Source organism: Streptomyces sp. HUAS MG56 (assembly GCF_058673395.1).
In genome coordinates this window covers 6,172,532-6,188,377 of sequence record NZ_CM178722.1, presented here as the reverse complement: position 1 = coordinate 6,188,377, position 15,846 = coordinate 6,172,532, and the positions used below count along the sequence as shown (strand labels likewise).

The window sequence follows — 15,846 nt, the reverse complement described above, 5'->3', positions numbered from 1 at the left end:
TCACTCTGCTGCTCTGCACGGCGGAACCTCCGAGAGGCGACCATGACCGACCCCGTGAGCCGGACGATCCTGCTGCTGGACATCGAGCGGTTCAGCGACCGAGACGATGTGGAGCAGGCCTATCTGCGGCGCATGCTGTACGACCTCACCGACCGCGCGCTGGAACGCGCGGGCATCGACGAGACCCGGCGCCTGCGCGCCGACCGCGGGGACGCGGTGATGGAGCTGATCGACGCGAACGCGTCGGTCACCGCGCTGCTGCGGGTCCTGCTCAGCGAGGTCCCGGCCGAGCTGCGGGCCGTCAACCGCATGGCGTCCCGCTCCGCGCAGATGCGGCTGCGCGGCGTCCTCGCCACCGGCTACGTCGCCGTGGACGAGCACGACGGCTGGGTCGGCTCCGATCTGAACCACGCCTGCCGGCTGCTGGACGCCGCCCTGCTGCGCCGGGCCCTGCGCGAGCGGCCCGACGACTTCGCGCTGTGCGTCTCGGACGCCCTGTACGCCGGGGTGGTGCGCCACGACCACCCGGGCATCCCCGCCGGCGACTTCCGCCCGGTGACGTTGGACAGCAAGAACGGCTCGCTGAAGGCCTGGCTGCACGGGCCGCTGCCGGTCGGCCCGGACGGCCGCGCCGACCGGGATCAGGACCACGGTGACACGGGGGAGGTGCCGGGCGGATCGGGGGACCGCCCGGCACCGCGGCCGCCCGCCGCGCCGGACGGACCGGGGCAGGCCCCGGCGCCGGGCGCGCACACCACCGGGACGTCCATCACCGTCCAGGGCGGCACCTTCAGCGGCGGCGTGCTCGGCGGCAACCAGTACGGCGGCATCAGCGGCGGCCACTTCAGCGGCGACGTCTCCTTCGGCGAACACCGTGGTGAGGGCCGTGGCGACCGCGGCAGGAGAGACGGCCGTGACGGCCGCGGACGGGGTACGGACGCATGAGCACGCCCGAGCCACAGGAACCGCCCCGCCCGGCCGCAGGCCCACCGGCACCCGAGCCGCCGGCCGCGGACGAGCCCCGGCCGGCCGACGCCGCCGCGGACCCGGACGCGGCCGAGGAACGGGACCAGCCGCAGGACGCCTGGTCGGCCCGGCGCGACCTGGTCGACCACAGCCCGCGCTCCATGAACGTCGGCGCCCGGGCCCGCTTCAGCGGCGGCCTGCTCGGCGGCGACCAGCACGGCGGCATCAGCGGCGGCCACTTCAGCGGCGACGTGTTCCTCGGCGGCAAGACGGAGGTCTACCGGTTCGGCGGACCGGGCACCGCGACCCCGGCCTCCGGCGAGGTGCCCGAGGCCACGCTGGCGGAGCTGGAGCGCGGCTTCGCGGCCGACGAGCAGCTGATGGACCGCCTGCTGCGGCGGCTGCGCGAGGACCGGGTCCTGGTGCTGTCCGGCGGCCGCTTCACCGGCCGGCGCACCGCCGCGCTGATGCTGCTGCGCCGCCTCGGCGCCCACCCCGTGCGCACCCTGGCCCGCGACACCACCGCCGGCGGCCTCGCCGACCGGTTCGGCGACGAGCAGGCCGCACCGGACGCGCCGGGCCGGGACAAGGCCCGCGGCCATGTGCTGTGCGACCTCACCCCGCGCCGCGACCAGCCGCTGCGCTGGACCCACCTGCTCGCCGTCCGCGAGCGCCTCGCCGAGCGGGACGCCTACCTCGTCGTCACCCTCGATCCCGGCGCCGCGCTGGACGACGTGACCGCCGAGGAATGGCGGGCGCCGGCCGCCGCCGAGGTGCTCGCCGCCCGGCTGCGTGCCCGCACCGACGAGGAGACGGCCGGCCGGCTGCTCGCCCTGCCGGAGGTCGCCGACTTCCTGCGGCGCAGCCACCAGCCGCGCGAGACGGCCGAGTTCGCCGGGCTGCTCGTCCGGTACGCGTCCGGCGAGGCCGACGCGGCCGACGTGGCACGGTTCTCGCTGGCGTCCCTGGAGAGCCAGGTCCAGGAGTGGTTCGAGGCCCCGGAGTCCGAACTGCACCTGCGCGACAAGGCCTTCCTCGTCGCCCTCGCCGCCTTCGACGGCGGGCCGTACGCGCTCACCGCCGAGCTGAGCGACCTGCTCTACCGCCACCTCCAGGAGACCGAGAACCGCGCCCGGGTCCCCGAGGTCCCCGTCTTCGGCACGCACGTCGGCAAGCGGCTGCACCTGGCCCGCGCGGAGATGAAGTGGGAGCCCGAGCAGACCGAGTGGGGCCCGGTCGACCAGCAGAAGGCCGTGTTCCGCGACGACCGCGCCTCGCTGGTGCTGCTGCGCGAGGTGTGGACGGGCCACCCCTCCGCCCGGCCCGCGCTGATCCGCTGGCTGCGCCAACTGGCCGACGACGGGCGCCCGTTGGTGCGCACCCGGGCCGCCTCCACGGTGGCGGTCCTGGCCCGCACCGATCTGCCGTCCGCGATGGCGCTGGTCATCGAGCCGTGGGGCACCTCCAAGCGGTACCGGCACCGGCTCGTGGCGGTCAACGCGCTCGCCCTGGCCCACCTGGTCGGCACGCCCAACATCCCGCGCATCCTCGACACCTGGTGCGAGGACGGCCCCGCGTCGCTGCGCTGGGTGGCCGTACGGGCGTACGGGCTGATCGGGGCGGAGCGCCCGGCGCAGGCCATGGCCGCCCTGCGCCGCGCCGTACGGCGGCTGTACGAGGACCAGCCCGACGACATCGACGGCGAACTGGGCGAGGAACTGGCCGAGTCCGTCGCGCTGTTGCTGCTGTCGGCCGCGAGCGACAGCGTCCTCGGCGAGCTGTGCGCCCACCTCGACGACGACCGTGCCGTACACGACCTGACGCTGGCCGGCTTCATCGGGGCGTGCGCGCACACCGAGGGCGACGAACGGTACGGCACTCCGCTCGTCCTCGACTGGTTCACCCGCGCGGCCACCGGCCACCCCACCGCCGCCCCCGTGACCGGCGACCGTATGACCGCCGCGCAGGGCGTGCCGTTCCTCTGGCGGGCCGCGCTGGCCGATCTGGGCACCACGCGGCAGGCACTGAAGGTGCTGAGCAACTGGGTGCTGACCGCCGACCGGTCGACGCCCGTCGAGTGGGCCCTGGCCGCGCTGCTGCCGAGGCTCGTCACCACCACCACCGAGTACGAGCGGCTGAGCCACCTGCTGCGCACCATGCCGGGCGAGGACGGCACTCCCCCGCCCGAGGTCGCGGCCCGCCTGCTGACCGTGCTGTCCGCCCACTGACCCACCCGTCCCGCAGACCGACCCATCCGAGACCGACCCGGGAAGACACACCATGCCCTCCTTCCGGCAACCCGAGTGGCAGCAGCCCGCCGACCGGCACACCCAGCTGGTCGACCCGGTGCTCACCGTGCGGCAGCTGTCGCGCTTCGAGTTCAACTTCCGATCCCTGGTCCGCATCGACCACGCGCTCGTCTTCTCCACGCCGAAGGGCTCCTACGAGGCCTACCTGCCGCCCCAGCGGCCCACGCGCGCCGAGATCACGGCCAGGCGCTACTCCGCCGTCTACGAGGTGGACATGGGCGTCCACCCGTACACCTCCACCCTGACGCTGCCGAGCGACAACGACGCCTTCGAGTTCACCGCCGAGATCGACCTGTCCTGGCAGGTGCTGGACCCGGCCCGGTTCGTGGCGAGCGGGCACCGGGACGTGCCCGCGCTGGTGCTCGGCGAGCTCCAGCAGGCGGCCCGGCCGGTCACCCGGCGCTTCCCGGTCGCGCGGAGCGCCTCGGCCGAGCAGGAACTGCTCCAGGCGGTGACCGTGCTGGGGCCGCTCGGGGCGACCGCGGGACTCCAGGTCACCTGGACCCTCCGGGTGCGGCGCGACCAGGCCGACATCGAGCACCAGCAACGGCTGCGGGCCATCGACCACTCCGCCACCGAGCAGTCCTTCGCGGCCCAGCGGGGCATGCAGGTCGACGTGGACATGGACCGCCGACTGCGCCAGCAGGACGCGCTCCAGATCGAGCGGGCCGTCACGTACGGCACACAGCAGCAGGAACTGCTGCTCCAGCAGCAGCGCTGGCAGCACGAGCAGGCCATGCTCGCGAGCGGGCAGCACCATGAGCTCGCCCTCCAACAGGGGCGCCAGCAGGTGGAGTTGCAGCAGATCGAGGCCCAGAAGATCGAGTTCTACCAGTACCACCTCCAGCAGGGCGGCGTGCACTCCTGGGCCCTCCATCTCGCCCAGCACCCCGAGGACTCCCAGCTGGTGATGAGCAGCATGCGCGAGGACCAACTGCGCATGATCCAGGCCCAGATGGACCTGGTGAAGCAGCTGCTGAGCGGCGACACGGCCGAGAACTACGAGCTGGAGGGCCCCAAGCAGCTGGCCCTGCGCACGGTCAGCGACATCCTCAACCAGCGCCTGCCCGGCGTACCGCAGAACCCGCCCCTGCTGCCGCCGGGCCCGCCGCAAGCGGTACCGGCGGATGCGATGCCGGCGGATGCGATGCCGGCGCAGCCCGCGAGCCCTCCGCCGCCCATCGCCCCGGCCGCCCCGCCGGCACCACCAGTACCATCGGCCGCGCCCTACAGCCCGCCGGGGATGCCCGGCCCGTACGCCGCCCCCGGCTTCCCGGCCCCGCCGCCCCCGCCCGCCTACGCCCCGCAGGCACCTGCCTGGCAGCCGCCTCCCGGGTACGGCACGACGCCGACGGTGCCGGATCCGGGTACGGGTGCGGGTGCGGGTACGGGTGCGGCGGCGCAACCGGAGGACACCAAGCCCCCGGCCGCAGCCGACGACAGCGAAGCGAGCGGTACGTGACGACCGCGGACCCCGCCGCGCCGGGGGACCCGGACAGCGCCACCGCCGCCCGGCTCTGCGCACGGCTGCTCGCCGAGACGCGCGGCGAGATCGCCCACGCCGACAACAAGGCCTCCGTCCTCGTCGCCGCGCTCGGGATGACCGCCGGGGTGTTCAGCGCGCTGCTCGCGGGACGGAAGTGGAGCCCGTCCGCGCTCTCCGTGGCCGGCACCGTCGTGTGGTGGGCCGGGGCCCTGTCACTGCTGGTCTCGCTGCTCGCCCTGCTGCTCGCCGTACTGCCCCGCTACCGGCTGGGCGCCTGGACGCCCGGGGAGCCGCTGTCGTACTTCGGCGACATCCAACAGGCCGTCCGGCAGGGCCGCCTGGACGCCGCCCTCGCCGACACCGAGCGGCGTCCCACGGCCGGACTGACCCGCGCGCTCACCGAGAACAGCCGGATCGCCGCGCGCAAGCACCAGTGGATCCGCACCGGGCTCATCGCCTTCTGCGCCGGCACGGTCCTGCTGCCGGCCTCCCTGCTGATCGGCTGATCCGCCGCTCGGCAGCCGTCCCCACGCACCTGAAGGAACGAACGACCGCCATGACCTCACCACCGGACCACCCCGAGCCGTCCGCCCGTCCCCACCCCGAGCCGCCCCCGGCGCCGCCGGCCTACCCGACGGCCTCGCCTACGCCCCCGCCGTACCCGCAGGCAGCCGCCGCTCCCCCGTACCCGCACCCCGCACCCCAGTACCCCGGCCCCCCGCAGGCGGCGGCGCCCGTGCCGCCGCAGTACCCGGGAGCCGCTCCGCAGTACCCGGCGGCGCCGCCGGGTATGGCCCCGGTCGCGCCGCCGGTCCCGCCGGTCCCGCCGGTCCCGCCGCAGCACCCGCACCACATCGACACCGACCGGGGCCGCGTCTTCCTCACCGACAAGCAGCGCCAGACGGACGCCACGGCCTGGGGGAACCTGCTGCTGCACGTGCCCAACTTCCTGTGCAGCCTCTTCGTCGTCGGCCTGATCTCCGCGTTCTTCGGGGGCTTCGGCATCGTCGTCGTGCTCGCCTGGATCGCCAGCGGCGCGCTCGTGTTCCACCGGCCCACCGAGAGCGCCCTCGCGCGCCATGTGTTCCGGCTGCGCCACCCCACTCCGCAGGAACGCGCCACCCTCGAACCGGTCTGGCGGGAGGTCACGGCCCGCGCCGGGGTCGAGGGCCGGAACTACGAGCTGTGGGTGGAGGACAGCGACGCCCTGAACGCCGTCGCGGCCGCCGGGCACATCGTCGGCGTCACCCGCTTCGCCATGAACGGACTGCCCAACGGCGAGCTGGCCGCCGTCATGGCACACGAGCTGGGCCACCACGTCGGCGGCCACGCCTGGTCCTCGCTGCTCGGCTACTGGTACGCCCTGCCCGGCCGGACGGCCTGGCGGGTGCTGAAGGCCGGCTCGGGCTTCATGTTCAAGATCTCGCGCGCCTTCGGCTGCTTCGGCATCGGCTTCCTCTTCCTGGTCGTCGGCAGCATCGGACTCGCCACGATCAGCACGTTCTACGGCCTGCCGCTGCTGCTCCTGGCCGTGCCGTACGCCCTGGCCGCCGTCGGCCGCCGCGCCGAACTGCGGGCCGACGAACACGCCGCCGGGCTGGGCTTCGCCCCCATGCTGGCGGCCGTCCTCGACAAGATGCACCGGCAGGAGCAGTGGCAGCAGGCCCAGCTGGCCGCGCGGAACGGCGGACGGCACGTCGAGGAGAGCGCACTCGCCCGGCTGCTGTCCTCCCACCCCGACCACCACACCCGGCTGCACCACCTCCAGCCCTACCTGCAGCCGCAGGGCCCGGCACAACAGAGGTGAACAACGCCGAAGGGCGGCCACCCCGAAACGGGGTGGCCGCCCTTCATGCTGCTCGCTTACTGGTTGTACGGACCGTAGTCGTAGTCCTCCAGCGGAACGGCCTGGCCGGAGCCGGTGCCGAACGGCGAGTAGTCGATGTCGTCGTAGCCAACGGCCGAGTACATCGCGGCCTTGGCCTCCTCGGTCGGCTCGACCCGGATGTTGCGGTAGCGGGACAGACCCGTACCGGCCGGGATGAGCTTACCGATGATGACGTTCTCCTTGAGGCCGATGAGGCTGTCGGACTTGGCGTTGATCGCCGCGTCCGTCAGGACTCGGGTCGTCTCCTGGAAGGAGGCGGCCGACAGCCAGGACTCCGTCGCCAGCGAGGCCTTGGTGATACCCATCAGCTGCGGACGACCGGAGGCCGGGTGACCGCCCTCCTGGACCACACGACGGTTCTCGGTCTCGAACTTCGAGCGCTCGACCAGCTCGCCGGGCAGCAGCTCGGCGTCGCCGGACTCGATGATCGTCACGCGGCGGAGCATCTGCCGGATGATGATCTCGATGTGCTTGTCGTGGATCGACACACCCTGCGAGTTGTAGACCTTCTGGACCTCGCCGACCAGGTGGACCTGGACGGCACGCTGACCCAGGATGCGCAGCACGTCGTGCGGGTTGGTGGCACCCACGGTGAGCTGCTGGCCCACCTCGACGTGGTCGCCCTCGCGGACCAGGACCTTGGCACGCTTCGAGATCGGGAACGCCGTCTCGTCGCTGCCGTCGTCCGGGGTGACGATGATCTTCTTGGTCTTCTCGGTCTCCTCGATCCGGACGCGGCCGGAGGCCTCGGAGATCGGGGCGACACCCTTCGGGGTACGGGCCTCGAAGAGCTCGACGACACGCGGCAGACCCTGGGTGATGTCGTCACCGGCCACACCACCGGTGTGGAAGGTACGCATCGTCAGCTGGGTACCGGGCTCACCGATGGACTGGGCGGCGATGATGCCGACCGCCTCGCCGATGTCCACCAGCTTGCCGGTGGCCAGCGAACGGCCATAGCACATCGCGCAGGTGCCGACGGCGGACTCGCAGGTCAGGACCGAGCGGGTCTTGACCTCCTCGACGCCACGGGCGACCAGCTCGTCCATGAGGACGTCACCGAGGTCGGTGCCGGCCGGGGCCAGGACCTGACCGTCGACCACGATGTCCTCGGCGAGGCAGCGCGCGTACACGGACGTCTCGACGTCGTCCGCCTTGCGCAGCACGCCGTCCGCGCCCCGCTCCGCGATCCGGAGCTTGAGACCGCGCTCGGTGCCGCAGTCCTCCTCGCGGATGATGACGTCCTGCGAGACGTCGACCAGACGACGGGTGAGGTAACCCGAGTCGGCGGTACGCAGGGCGGTGTCCGCCAGACCCTTACGGGCACCGTGCGTGGAGATGAAGTACTCCAGCACGGACAGACCCTCACGGAACGAGGCCTTGATCGGACGCGGGATGGTCTCGTTCTTCGCGTTCGACACCAGACCACGCATACCGGCGATCTGCCGCATCTGCATCATGTTTCCTCGGGCACCCGAGTCAACCATCATGAAGATGGGGTTGGTCTTGGGGAAGTTCTCGTTCATCGCCTCGGCGACCTCGTTGGTCGCCTTGGTCCAGATCGCGATGAGCTCCTGAGTGCGCTCTTCCTTGGTGATCAGACCGCGCTCGTACTGCTTCTGGACCTTCTCGTCCTGCGCCTCGTAGCCCGCGACGATGGCCTTCTTCGCCTCGGGGACGACGACGTCGGAGATGGCCACGGTGACACCGGAACGGGTGCCCCAGTAGAAGCCGGCCGACTTCAGGTTGTCGAGCGTCGCCGCCACGATGACCTTGGGGTAGCGCTCGGCCAGGTCGTTGACGATCTCGCCGAGCTGCTTCTTGCCCACCGAGTAGTCGACGAACGGGTAGTCCTCGGGCAGCAGCTCGTTGAAGAGCGCGCGGCCCAGCGTGGTGCGCAGGCGGAACGAGTCACCCTGCTGCCACTCGGGCTCGCCCTCCTCGCGAGCCGGCGGGGTCCAGCCGCGCGGCGGGATGGTGCCCACCGGGAAGCGGATGTCCACGGCCGACTGGAGCGCCAGCTCGCCGGCGTCGAACGCCATGATCGCCTCGGCCGTGGAGCCGAACGCGCGGCCCTCGCCCTTGACGTCACGCAGCTCGCCGTCGGTGGTGAGGAAGAACAGACCGAGGACCATGTCCTGGGTCGGCATCGTCACCGGGCGGCCGTCGGCCGGCTTGAGGATGTTGTTCGAGGACAGCATCAGGATGCGGGCCTCGGCCTGCGCCTCCGCGGACAGCGGCAGGTGCACGGCCATCTGGTCACCGTCGAAGTCCGCGTTGAACGCGGTGCAGACGAGCGGGTGGATCTGGATGGCCTTGCCCTCGACCAGCTGCGGCTCGAAGGCCTGGATGCCGAGGCGGTGCAGGGTGGGCGCACGGTTCAGCAGCACCGGGTGCTCGGCGATGACCTCTTCGAGGACGTCGTACACGACGGTGCGGCCGCGCTCGACCATGCGCTTGGCCGACTTGATGTTCTGCGCGTGGTTCAGGTCCACCAGGCGCTTCATCACGAACGGCTTGAACAGCTCCAGCGCCATGGCCTTCGGCAGACCGCACTGGTGCAGCTTGAGCTGCGGGCCGACGACGATGACGGAACGCGCCGAGTAGTCGACTCGCTTGCCGAGCAGGTTCTGACGGAAGCGACCCTGCTTGCCCTTGAGCATGTCGGACAGCGACTTCAGCGGACGGTTGCCGGGGCCCGTGACCGGGCGACCACGACGGCCGTTGTCGAAGAGCGCGTCGACGGCCTCCTGGAGCATGCGCTTCTCGTTGTTCACGATGATCTCGGGCGCACCGAGGTCGAGAAGGCGCTTCAGGCGGTTGTTGCGGTTGATGACACGGCGGTACAGGTCGTTCAGGTCGGAGGTCGCGAAGCGGCCACCGTCCAGCTGCACCATCGGACGCAGGTCCGGCGGGATGACCGGGACGCAGTCCAGGACCATGCCCTTGGGGCTGTTGGACGTCTGCAGGAACGCGGAGACGACCTTCAGCCGCTTCAGGGCGCGGGTCTTCTTCTGGCCCTTGCCGGTGCGGATGATCTCGCGGAGCCGCTCGGCCTCCTCCTCCAGGTCGAAGGACTCCAGGCGCTTCTGCAGCGCCGCGGCACCCATCGAGCCGTCGAAGTACGTGCCGAAGCGGTCACGCAGCTCGCGGTAGAGCAGCTCGTCGCCCTCCAGGTCCTGGACCTTGAGGTTCTTGAACCGGGCCCACACCTCGTCGAGGCGGTCGATCTCGCGCTGCGCACGGTCGCGCAGCTGCTTCATCTCGCGCTCGGCACCCTCGCGCACCTTGCGGCGCACGTCGGCCTTGGCACCCTCGGCCTCCAGCTCGGCCAGGTCGGCCTCAAGCTTCTTGGCGCGGGCCTCCAGGTCGGAGTCGCGGCGGTTCTCGATCTGCTGGCGCTCGACCGAGACGTGCGCCTCCAGGGAGGGCAGGTCGCGGGTACGGCGCTCCTCGTCGACGTACGTGATCATGTACGCCGCGAAGTAGATGACCTTCTCCAGGTCCTTCGGGGCGAGGTCCAGCAGGTAGCCCAGCCGGGACGGGACGCCCTTGAAGTACCAGATGTGGGTGACGGGGGCGGCCAGCTCGATGTGGCCCATCCGCTCACGGCGCACCTTGGCGCGCGTGACCTCGACGCCACAGCGCTCGCAGATGATGCCCTTGAAGCGGACGCGCTTGTACTTGCCGCAGTAGCACTCCCAGTCCCGGGTCGGACCGAAGATCTTCTCGCAGAAGAGTCCGTCCTTTTCGGGCTTCAGGGTGCGGTAGTTGATGGTCTCGGGCTTCTTGACCTCGCCGTGGCTCCACTGACGGATGTCGTCAGCGGTGGCCAGGCCGATCCGGAGCTCGTCGAAGAAGTTGACGTCGAGCACTATGCGTCAATCCCTCTCAGGGTCGTAAGTCTGTGGTCTGAAACGGGGGCCTGGGGGTCGGCGGGGGCCTCACTCATCGGCGAGGCCCCTGCCGGACTCCCGTCAGACCTCTTCGACGCTGCTCGGCTCGCGCCGGGACAGGTCGATACCGAGCTCCTCCGCAGCGCGGAAGACGTCCTCATCGGTGTCGCGCATCTCGATGGACATACCGTCGCTGGACAGCACCTCCACGTTCAGGCAGAGCGACTGCATCTCCTTGATGAGCACCTTGAAGGACTCGGGGATGCCGGGCTCGGGGATGTTCTCACCCTTGACGATGGCCTCGTAGACCTTCACGCGGCCGGTGACGTCGTCGGACTTGATGGTCAGCAGCTCCTGGAGGGCGTACGCGGCGCCGTAAGCCTCCAGCGCCCACACCTCCATCTCACCGAAGCGCTGGCCGCCGAACTGCGCCTTACCACCCAGCGGCTGCTGGGTGATCATCGAGTACGGGCCGGTCGAGCGGGCGTGCAGCTTGTCGTCGACCAGGTGGTGCAGCTTGAGGATGTACATGTAGCCGACCGAGATCGGGTCCGGGAACGGCTCACCGCTACGGCCGTCGAACAGCCGCGCCTTGCCGGACGGGAGCACCATGCGCTCGCCGTCGCGGTTCGGGATGGTGTGCTGCAGCAGACCCGCCAGCTCGTCCTCGCGGGCACCGTCGAAGACCGGGGTCGCGACGTTGGTGCGCGGGGCGACCTGGTCGGCGCCGATGGCCTGGAGGCGCTGGGCCCACTCGTCCGCGAGGCCGGAGACGTCCCAGCCGCGGCTGGCGAGCCAGCCGAGGTGGATCTCCAGGACCTGTCCCGGGTTCATTCGGGACGGGACACCGAGCGGGTTCAGGATGATGTCGACCGGGGTGCCGTCCTCCAGGAACGGCATGTCCTCGATCGGCAGGATCTTGGAGATGACACCCTTGTTGCCGTGCCGGCCGGCGAGCTTGTCACCGTCCGTGATCTTGCGCTTCTGCGCGACGTAGACGCGGACCAGCTGGTTCACGCCCGGCGGCAGCTCGTCGCCCTCCTCGCGGTCGAAGACGCGCACGCCGATGACCTTGCCGGTCTCGCCGTGCGGCACCTTCAGCGAGGTGTCACGGACCTCACGGGCCTTCTCACCGAAGATCGCGCGCAGCAGGCGCTCCTCGGGGGTCAGCTCGGTCTCACCCTTCGGGGTCACCTTGCCGACGAGGATGTCGCCGGCGATGACCTCGGCACCGATGCGGATGATGCCGCGCTCGTCGAGGTCGGCGAGGACCTCCTCGGAGACGTTCGGGATGTCCCGGGTGATCTCCTCGGGGCCGAGCTTGGTGTCACGGGCGTCGACCTCGTGCTCCTCGATGTGGATCGAGGAGAGGACGTCGTCCTGCACGAGGCGCTGCGACAGGATGATCGCGTCCTCGTAGTTGTGACCCTCCCACGGCATGAACGCCACGAGCAGGTTCTTGCCGAGGGCCATCTCGCCGTTCTGGGTGGCCGGACCGTCGGCGAGGACCTGGCCCTCGATGACGCGGTCGCCCTCGTTGACGATGACCTTCTGGTTGACCGAGGTGCCCTGGTTGGACCGGGAGAACTTGGCCAGGCGGTACGTGATGTACGTGCCGTCGTCGTTGGCGGTGGTGATGTAGTCCGCGGAGACCTCCTGGACCACACCGTCCTTCTCGGCCTTGACCACGTCGCCGGCGTCGACGGCGGAGCGGTACTCCATGCCGGTGCCGACGAGCGGGGACTCGGACTTGATCAGCGGTACGGCCTGACGCATCATGTTCGCGCCCATGAGGGCACGGTTGGCGTCGTCGTGCTCCAGGAAGGGGATCATGGCGGTCGCGACCGACACCATCTGGCGCGGCGAGACGTCCATGTAGTCCACGTCCTCGGGGGCGACGTAGTCGACCTCGCCGCCGCGGCGGCGGACCAGGACACGGGCCTCGGCGAACCGCATCTCCTCGTTCAGCGGCGCGTTGGCCTGCGCGATGACGAAGCGGTCCTCCTCGTCGGCGGTCAGGTAGTCCACCTCGTCGGTGACCACACCGTGCTCGTCGACCTTGCGGTACGGGGTCTCGACGAAACCGAACGCGTTGACGCGGCCGTAGGAGGCGAGCGAGCCGATCAGACCGATGTTCGGGCCTTCGGGCGTCTCGATCGGGCACATGCGGCCGTAGTGCGACGGGTGCACGTCACGGACCTCGAAGCCGGCCCGCTCACGGGAGAGACCACCCGGGCCGAGGGCGTTCAGACGACGCTTGTGCGTCAGCCCCGACAGCGGGTTGTTCTGGTCCATGAACTGGGACAGCTGCGACGTACCGAAGAACTCCTTGATCGACGCCACCACCGGGCGGATGTTGATCAGGGTCTGCGGCGTGATCGCCTCGACGTCCTGGGTGGTCATGCGCTCGCGCACGACGCGCTCCATACGGGCGAGACCCGTACGGACCTGGTTCTGGATGAGCTCGCCGACGCTGCGGATACGACGGTTGCCGAAGTGGTCGATGTCGTCGGTCTCGACCATGATCGTGCGGCCGGACTCGCCGGTCGTCTCGGTCTCACCGGCGTGCAGCTTCACCAGGTACTTGATGGTGGCGATGACGTCGTCGGTGGTGAGCACGCCGGCGTCCAGCGGCTCGTCCGCGCCGAGCTTCTTGTTCACCTTGTAGCGGCCGACCTTGGCGAGGTCGTAGCGCTTCGGGTTGAAGTAGAGGTTCTCCAGCAGCGTCTGCGCGGCCTCGCGCGTGGGGGGCTCGCCCGGACGCAGCTTGCGGTAGATGTCGAGCAGCGCGTCGTCCTGGCCCTGGGTGTGGTCCTTCTCCAGGGTGGCGCGCATGGACTCGTACTCGCCGAACTCCTCCAGGATCTGCTCGGTCGTCCAGCCGAGAGCCTTCAGCAGCACGGTGACCGACTGCTTGCGCTTGCGGTCGATACGGACACCGACCATGTCGCGCTTGTCGATCTCCATCTCCAGCCAGGCACCCCGGGACGGGATGATCTTGGCGGAGAAGATGTCCTTGTCGGACGTCTTGTCGATGGAGGAGTCGAAGTAGACACCGGGGGAACGGACCAGCTGGGACACCACGACACGCTCGGTGCCGTTGATGACGAAGGTGCCCTTGTTCGTCATGAGCGGGAAGTCGCCCATGAAGACCGTCTGGGACTTGATCTCACCGGTCTCGTTGTTGGTGAACTCGGCGGTGACGAAGAGCGGGGCGGCGTACGTGAAGTCGCGCTCCTTGCACTCGTCGATGGAGTTCTTCGGCGGCTCGAAGCGGTGGTCCCGGAACGTCAGGGACATCGACCCGGAGAAGTCCTCAATCGGGGAGATCTCCTCGAAGATCTCCTCCAGACCGGACTTGGTGGGGACGTCCTGACCGTTCTCCAGAGCCTCCTCGACCCGACTCTGCCAGGCGGTGTTGCCGAGCAGCCAGTCAAAGCTCTCGGTCTGCAGCGCGAGCAGGTTCGGAACCTCAAGAGGCTCCTTGATCTTTGCAAAGGAGATGCGCAGCGGGGCGGTGCTGGCGCCGTTGTTCGTATTCGCGGTCGAGGCATTGCGCGAGGCGGCCAAGAGGGGGTCCTTCCGAGGGCTCGGACTCACTACGCGCGTGCCGGCCCCTCTCCCACGCACAGAGACAGAAACCCCAGGTCAAGGGTGCTTTTGTCGTCGATGCTCGATTGAGGGCAGACCCCTGGTGACGGGCAGGGGACAGCTAACAGGCAGCGCAAAGGGTCAGTGTAGCCACTTGGCACACTGATGTCCAGTCCCGGGTTGCTGAGACCCTTGCGACTCTCGTTGTTCTCAACGCCTTCGTCAACGCCCTCGGCATGCTGCCCTCAACGCACGTTGATACTGCCCTCTTCGTCGTCGATCCATGCCTCGGATTCGGATCCTTGTGACGACGCGTCCTGAGAATTGCGCGCTGCGTGCGGTTCGTCAAGGCCCCCCGGTCCGAAGCGGGCGGTCCGCGGACGGTCCGGAGACACGACGAAGATCACCATACCCCTCGCCGTCGCGAGTGCAAGGCAACCGTGGTCGGGCCCGCCGGGAACGCCGAAGAGCGACCACCCGGATGGATGATCGCTCTTCGGTGCGTTCGCGTTACAGCCCCAGGGGGCGCTTTTTACGGCGCCACAGGGCTGCGGTCAGCGCGCGTTCGAGTCCTTGAGGACCCGGAAGGTCTTACTTGACCTCGACGGAGGCACCGGCGCCCTTGAGGGCCTCGGCGGCCTTGTCAGCGGCCTCCTTGTTGACCTTCTCGAGGACCGGCTTCGGGGTGCCGTCGACCAGGTCCTTGGCCTCCTTGAGGCCCAGGGAGGTGAGCTCGCGCACGACCTTGATGACCTGGATCTTCTTCTCGCCGGCGCCCGTGAGGATGACGTCGAACTCGTCCTTCTCCTCAGCGGCCTCGGCGGGGGCGGCCGGGCCGGCCGGGCCCGCGACGGCGACCGCGGCGGCGGCGGTGACGTCGAACTTCTCCTCGAACGCCTTCACGAACTCGGAGAGCTGGATGAGGGTCATGCCCTCGAACTCGGCGAGCAGTTCGTCCTGGGTGAGAGCCATGATGGCTTTCCTTCCACTCAATCGGCAGGTGCCGGATGTACATGAATGGCGGGCGTACGTTCGGCCCGCTACGACCGCTGCCTCAGGCGGCGGTCATGATGCGAGCCGAATTACTCGGCACCGCCCTGCTCGTCCTGCTTGGCGCGAAGAGCGTCCACGGTGCGGACGAGCTTCGAGGGAAGCGCCTGGAAGAGCTGAGCAGCCTGGGACTGCTTGCCCTTGAAGGCACCCGCCAGCTTGGAGAGCAGAACCTCGCGGGACTCAAGGTCCGCAAGCTTCTTGATCTCGTCGGCGGACATCGCCTTGCCGTCAAGGACACCGCCCTTGATGACGAGATTCGGGTTGTCCTTGGCGAAGTCACGGAGACCCTTCGCCGACTCCACCGGGTCACCGGTGACGAAGGCGACAGCCGTCGGACCAGCGAAGAGCTGGTCGTCCAGCGTGATCCCGGCCTCGTTGGCCGCAATCTTGGTCAGCGTGTTCTTCACCACGGCGTACTGGGCGTTCTCACCGAGCGACCGGCGCAGCGTCTTGAGCTGCGCCACGGTGAGACCGCGGTACTCGGTCAGCACGGCGGCGTTGGAGCTGCGGAACTTGTCCGTCAGCTCGGCAACCGCGGCAGCCTTGTCGGGCCTCGCCATAGAGCCTCGGCCTCCTTCCGGGTGATTCTGACCGCGCGGACCCGAAGGAGGACTGGGTAAACGAAACGCCCCGGCGCAGGCGCTCGGGGCGGACTCG

General features: G+C 69.9%; 9 protein-coding genes. 5 read left to right on the top strand and 4 right to left on the bottom strand.

Translation table 11 applies throughout. The features are described 5' to 3' along the window. The first annotated feature begins 42 nt into the window (after positions 1-42). From AC4OXY_RS29270 to AC4OXY_RS29250, 5 genes are read left to right on the top strand one after another with little or no spacing between them, the layout of a single operon-like run. Positions 43-945 (top strand): hypothetical protein, encoded by a 903-nt coding sequence (locus tag AC4OXY_RS29270; RefSeq protein ID WP_491991345.1) that lies wholly within the window; start codon positions 43-45, stop codon positions 943-945. Beyond that, the gene (locus tag AC4OXY_RS29265) at positions 942-3,194 is read left to right on the top strand and encodes a hypothetical protein (protein WP_356027382.1); all 2,253 of its coding nucleotides are present in this window, start codon (positions 942-944) and stop codon (positions 3,192-3,194) included. The genes AC4OXY_RS29270 and AC4OXY_RS29265 overlap by 4 nt, the downstream gene beginning before the upstream one ends. A 52-nt stretch (positions 3,195-3,246) precedes the next feature. Further along, entirely contained in the window at positions 3,247-4,737 is a 1,491-nt protein-coding gene (locus tag AC4OXY_RS29260; RefSeq protein WP_376293355.1) for a hypothetical protein, read from the top strand. Then, on the top strand, positions 4,734-5,267 hold the full coding sequence (locus AC4OXY_RS29255) for a Pycsar system effector family protein (RefSeq protein WP_356027387.1): 534 nt from the start codon (positions 4,734-4,736) through the stop codon (positions 5,265-5,267). Before AC4OXY_RS29260 ends, AC4OXY_RS29255 begins: the two co-directional genes overlap by 4 nt. 50 nt (positions 5,268-5,317) lie before the next feature. Continuing rightward, positions 5,318-6,568 carry a M48 family metalloprotease gene (locus AC4OXY_RS29250; RefSeq protein ID WP_402064083.1) on the top strand — a complete coding sequence of 417 codons (1,251 nt, stop codon included), beginning with the start codon at positions 5,318-5,320 and terminating at the stop codon, positions 6,566-6,568. 56 nt (positions 6,569-6,624) lie between these two features. Here AC4OXY_RS29250 and AC4OXY_RS29245 read toward each other — a convergent pair whose 3' ends face one another. From AC4OXY_RS29245 to rplJ, 4 genes are all read right to left on the bottom strand, one after another. Beyond that, complete coding sequence (locus AC4OXY_RS29245) at positions 6,625-10,524, bottom strand: DNA-directed RNA polymerase subunit beta' (RefSeq protein WP_356027392.1); 3,900 nt, start codon at positions 10,522-10,524, stop codon at positions 6,625-6,627. A 102-nt stretch (positions 10,525-10,626) separates the two neighbouring features. Beyond that, entirely contained in the window at positions 10,627-14,115 is a 3,489-nt protein-coding gene (gene rpoB, locus AC4OXY_RS29240; RefSeq protein ID WP_356027394.1) for a DNA-directed RNA polymerase subunit beta, read from the bottom strand. Positions 14,116-14,727: 612 nt separating this feature from the next. Beyond that, positions 14,728-15,111 carry a 50S ribosomal protein L7/L12 gene (gene rplL, locus AC4OXY_RS29235; RefSeq protein ID WP_107471362.1) on the bottom strand — a complete coding sequence of 128 codons (384 nt, stop codon included), beginning with the start codon at positions 15,109-15,111 and terminating at the stop codon, positions 14,728-14,730. Between the two features lie 107 nt (positions 15,112-15,218). Then, positions 15,219-15,749, bottom strand: a complete 531-nt coding sequence (gene rplJ, locus AC4OXY_RS29230) for a 50S ribosomal protein L10 (RefSeq protein WP_071385035.1) — start codon at positions 15,747-15,749, stop codon at positions 15,219-15,221. Positions 15,750-15,846: the final 97 nt, after the last annotated feature.

Excerpts from the sequence above, each read along its gene's own strand:
- AC4OXY_RS29270 (WP_491991345.1), top strand. The coding sequence starts at position 43 with ATGACCGACCCCGTGAGCCGGACGATCCTGCTGCTGGACATCGAGCGG.
- rplJ (WP_071385035.1), bottom strand. The coding sequence starts at position 15,749 with ATGGCGAGGCCCGACAAGGCTGCCGCGGTTGCCGAGCTGACGGACAAG.
- AC4OXY_RS29250 (WP_402064083.1), top strand. The coding sequence starts at position 5,318 with ATGACCTCACCACCGGACCACCCCGAGCCGTCCGCCCGTCCCCACCCC.
- AC4OXY_RS29260 (WP_376293355.1), top strand. The coding sequence starts at position 3,247 with ATGCCCTCCTTCCGGCAACCCGAGTGGCAGCAGCCCGCCGACCGGCAC.
- AC4OXY_RS29265 (WP_356027382.1), top strand. The coding sequence starts at position 942 with ATGAGCACGCCCGAGCCACAGGAACCGCCCCGCCCGGCCGCAGGCCCA.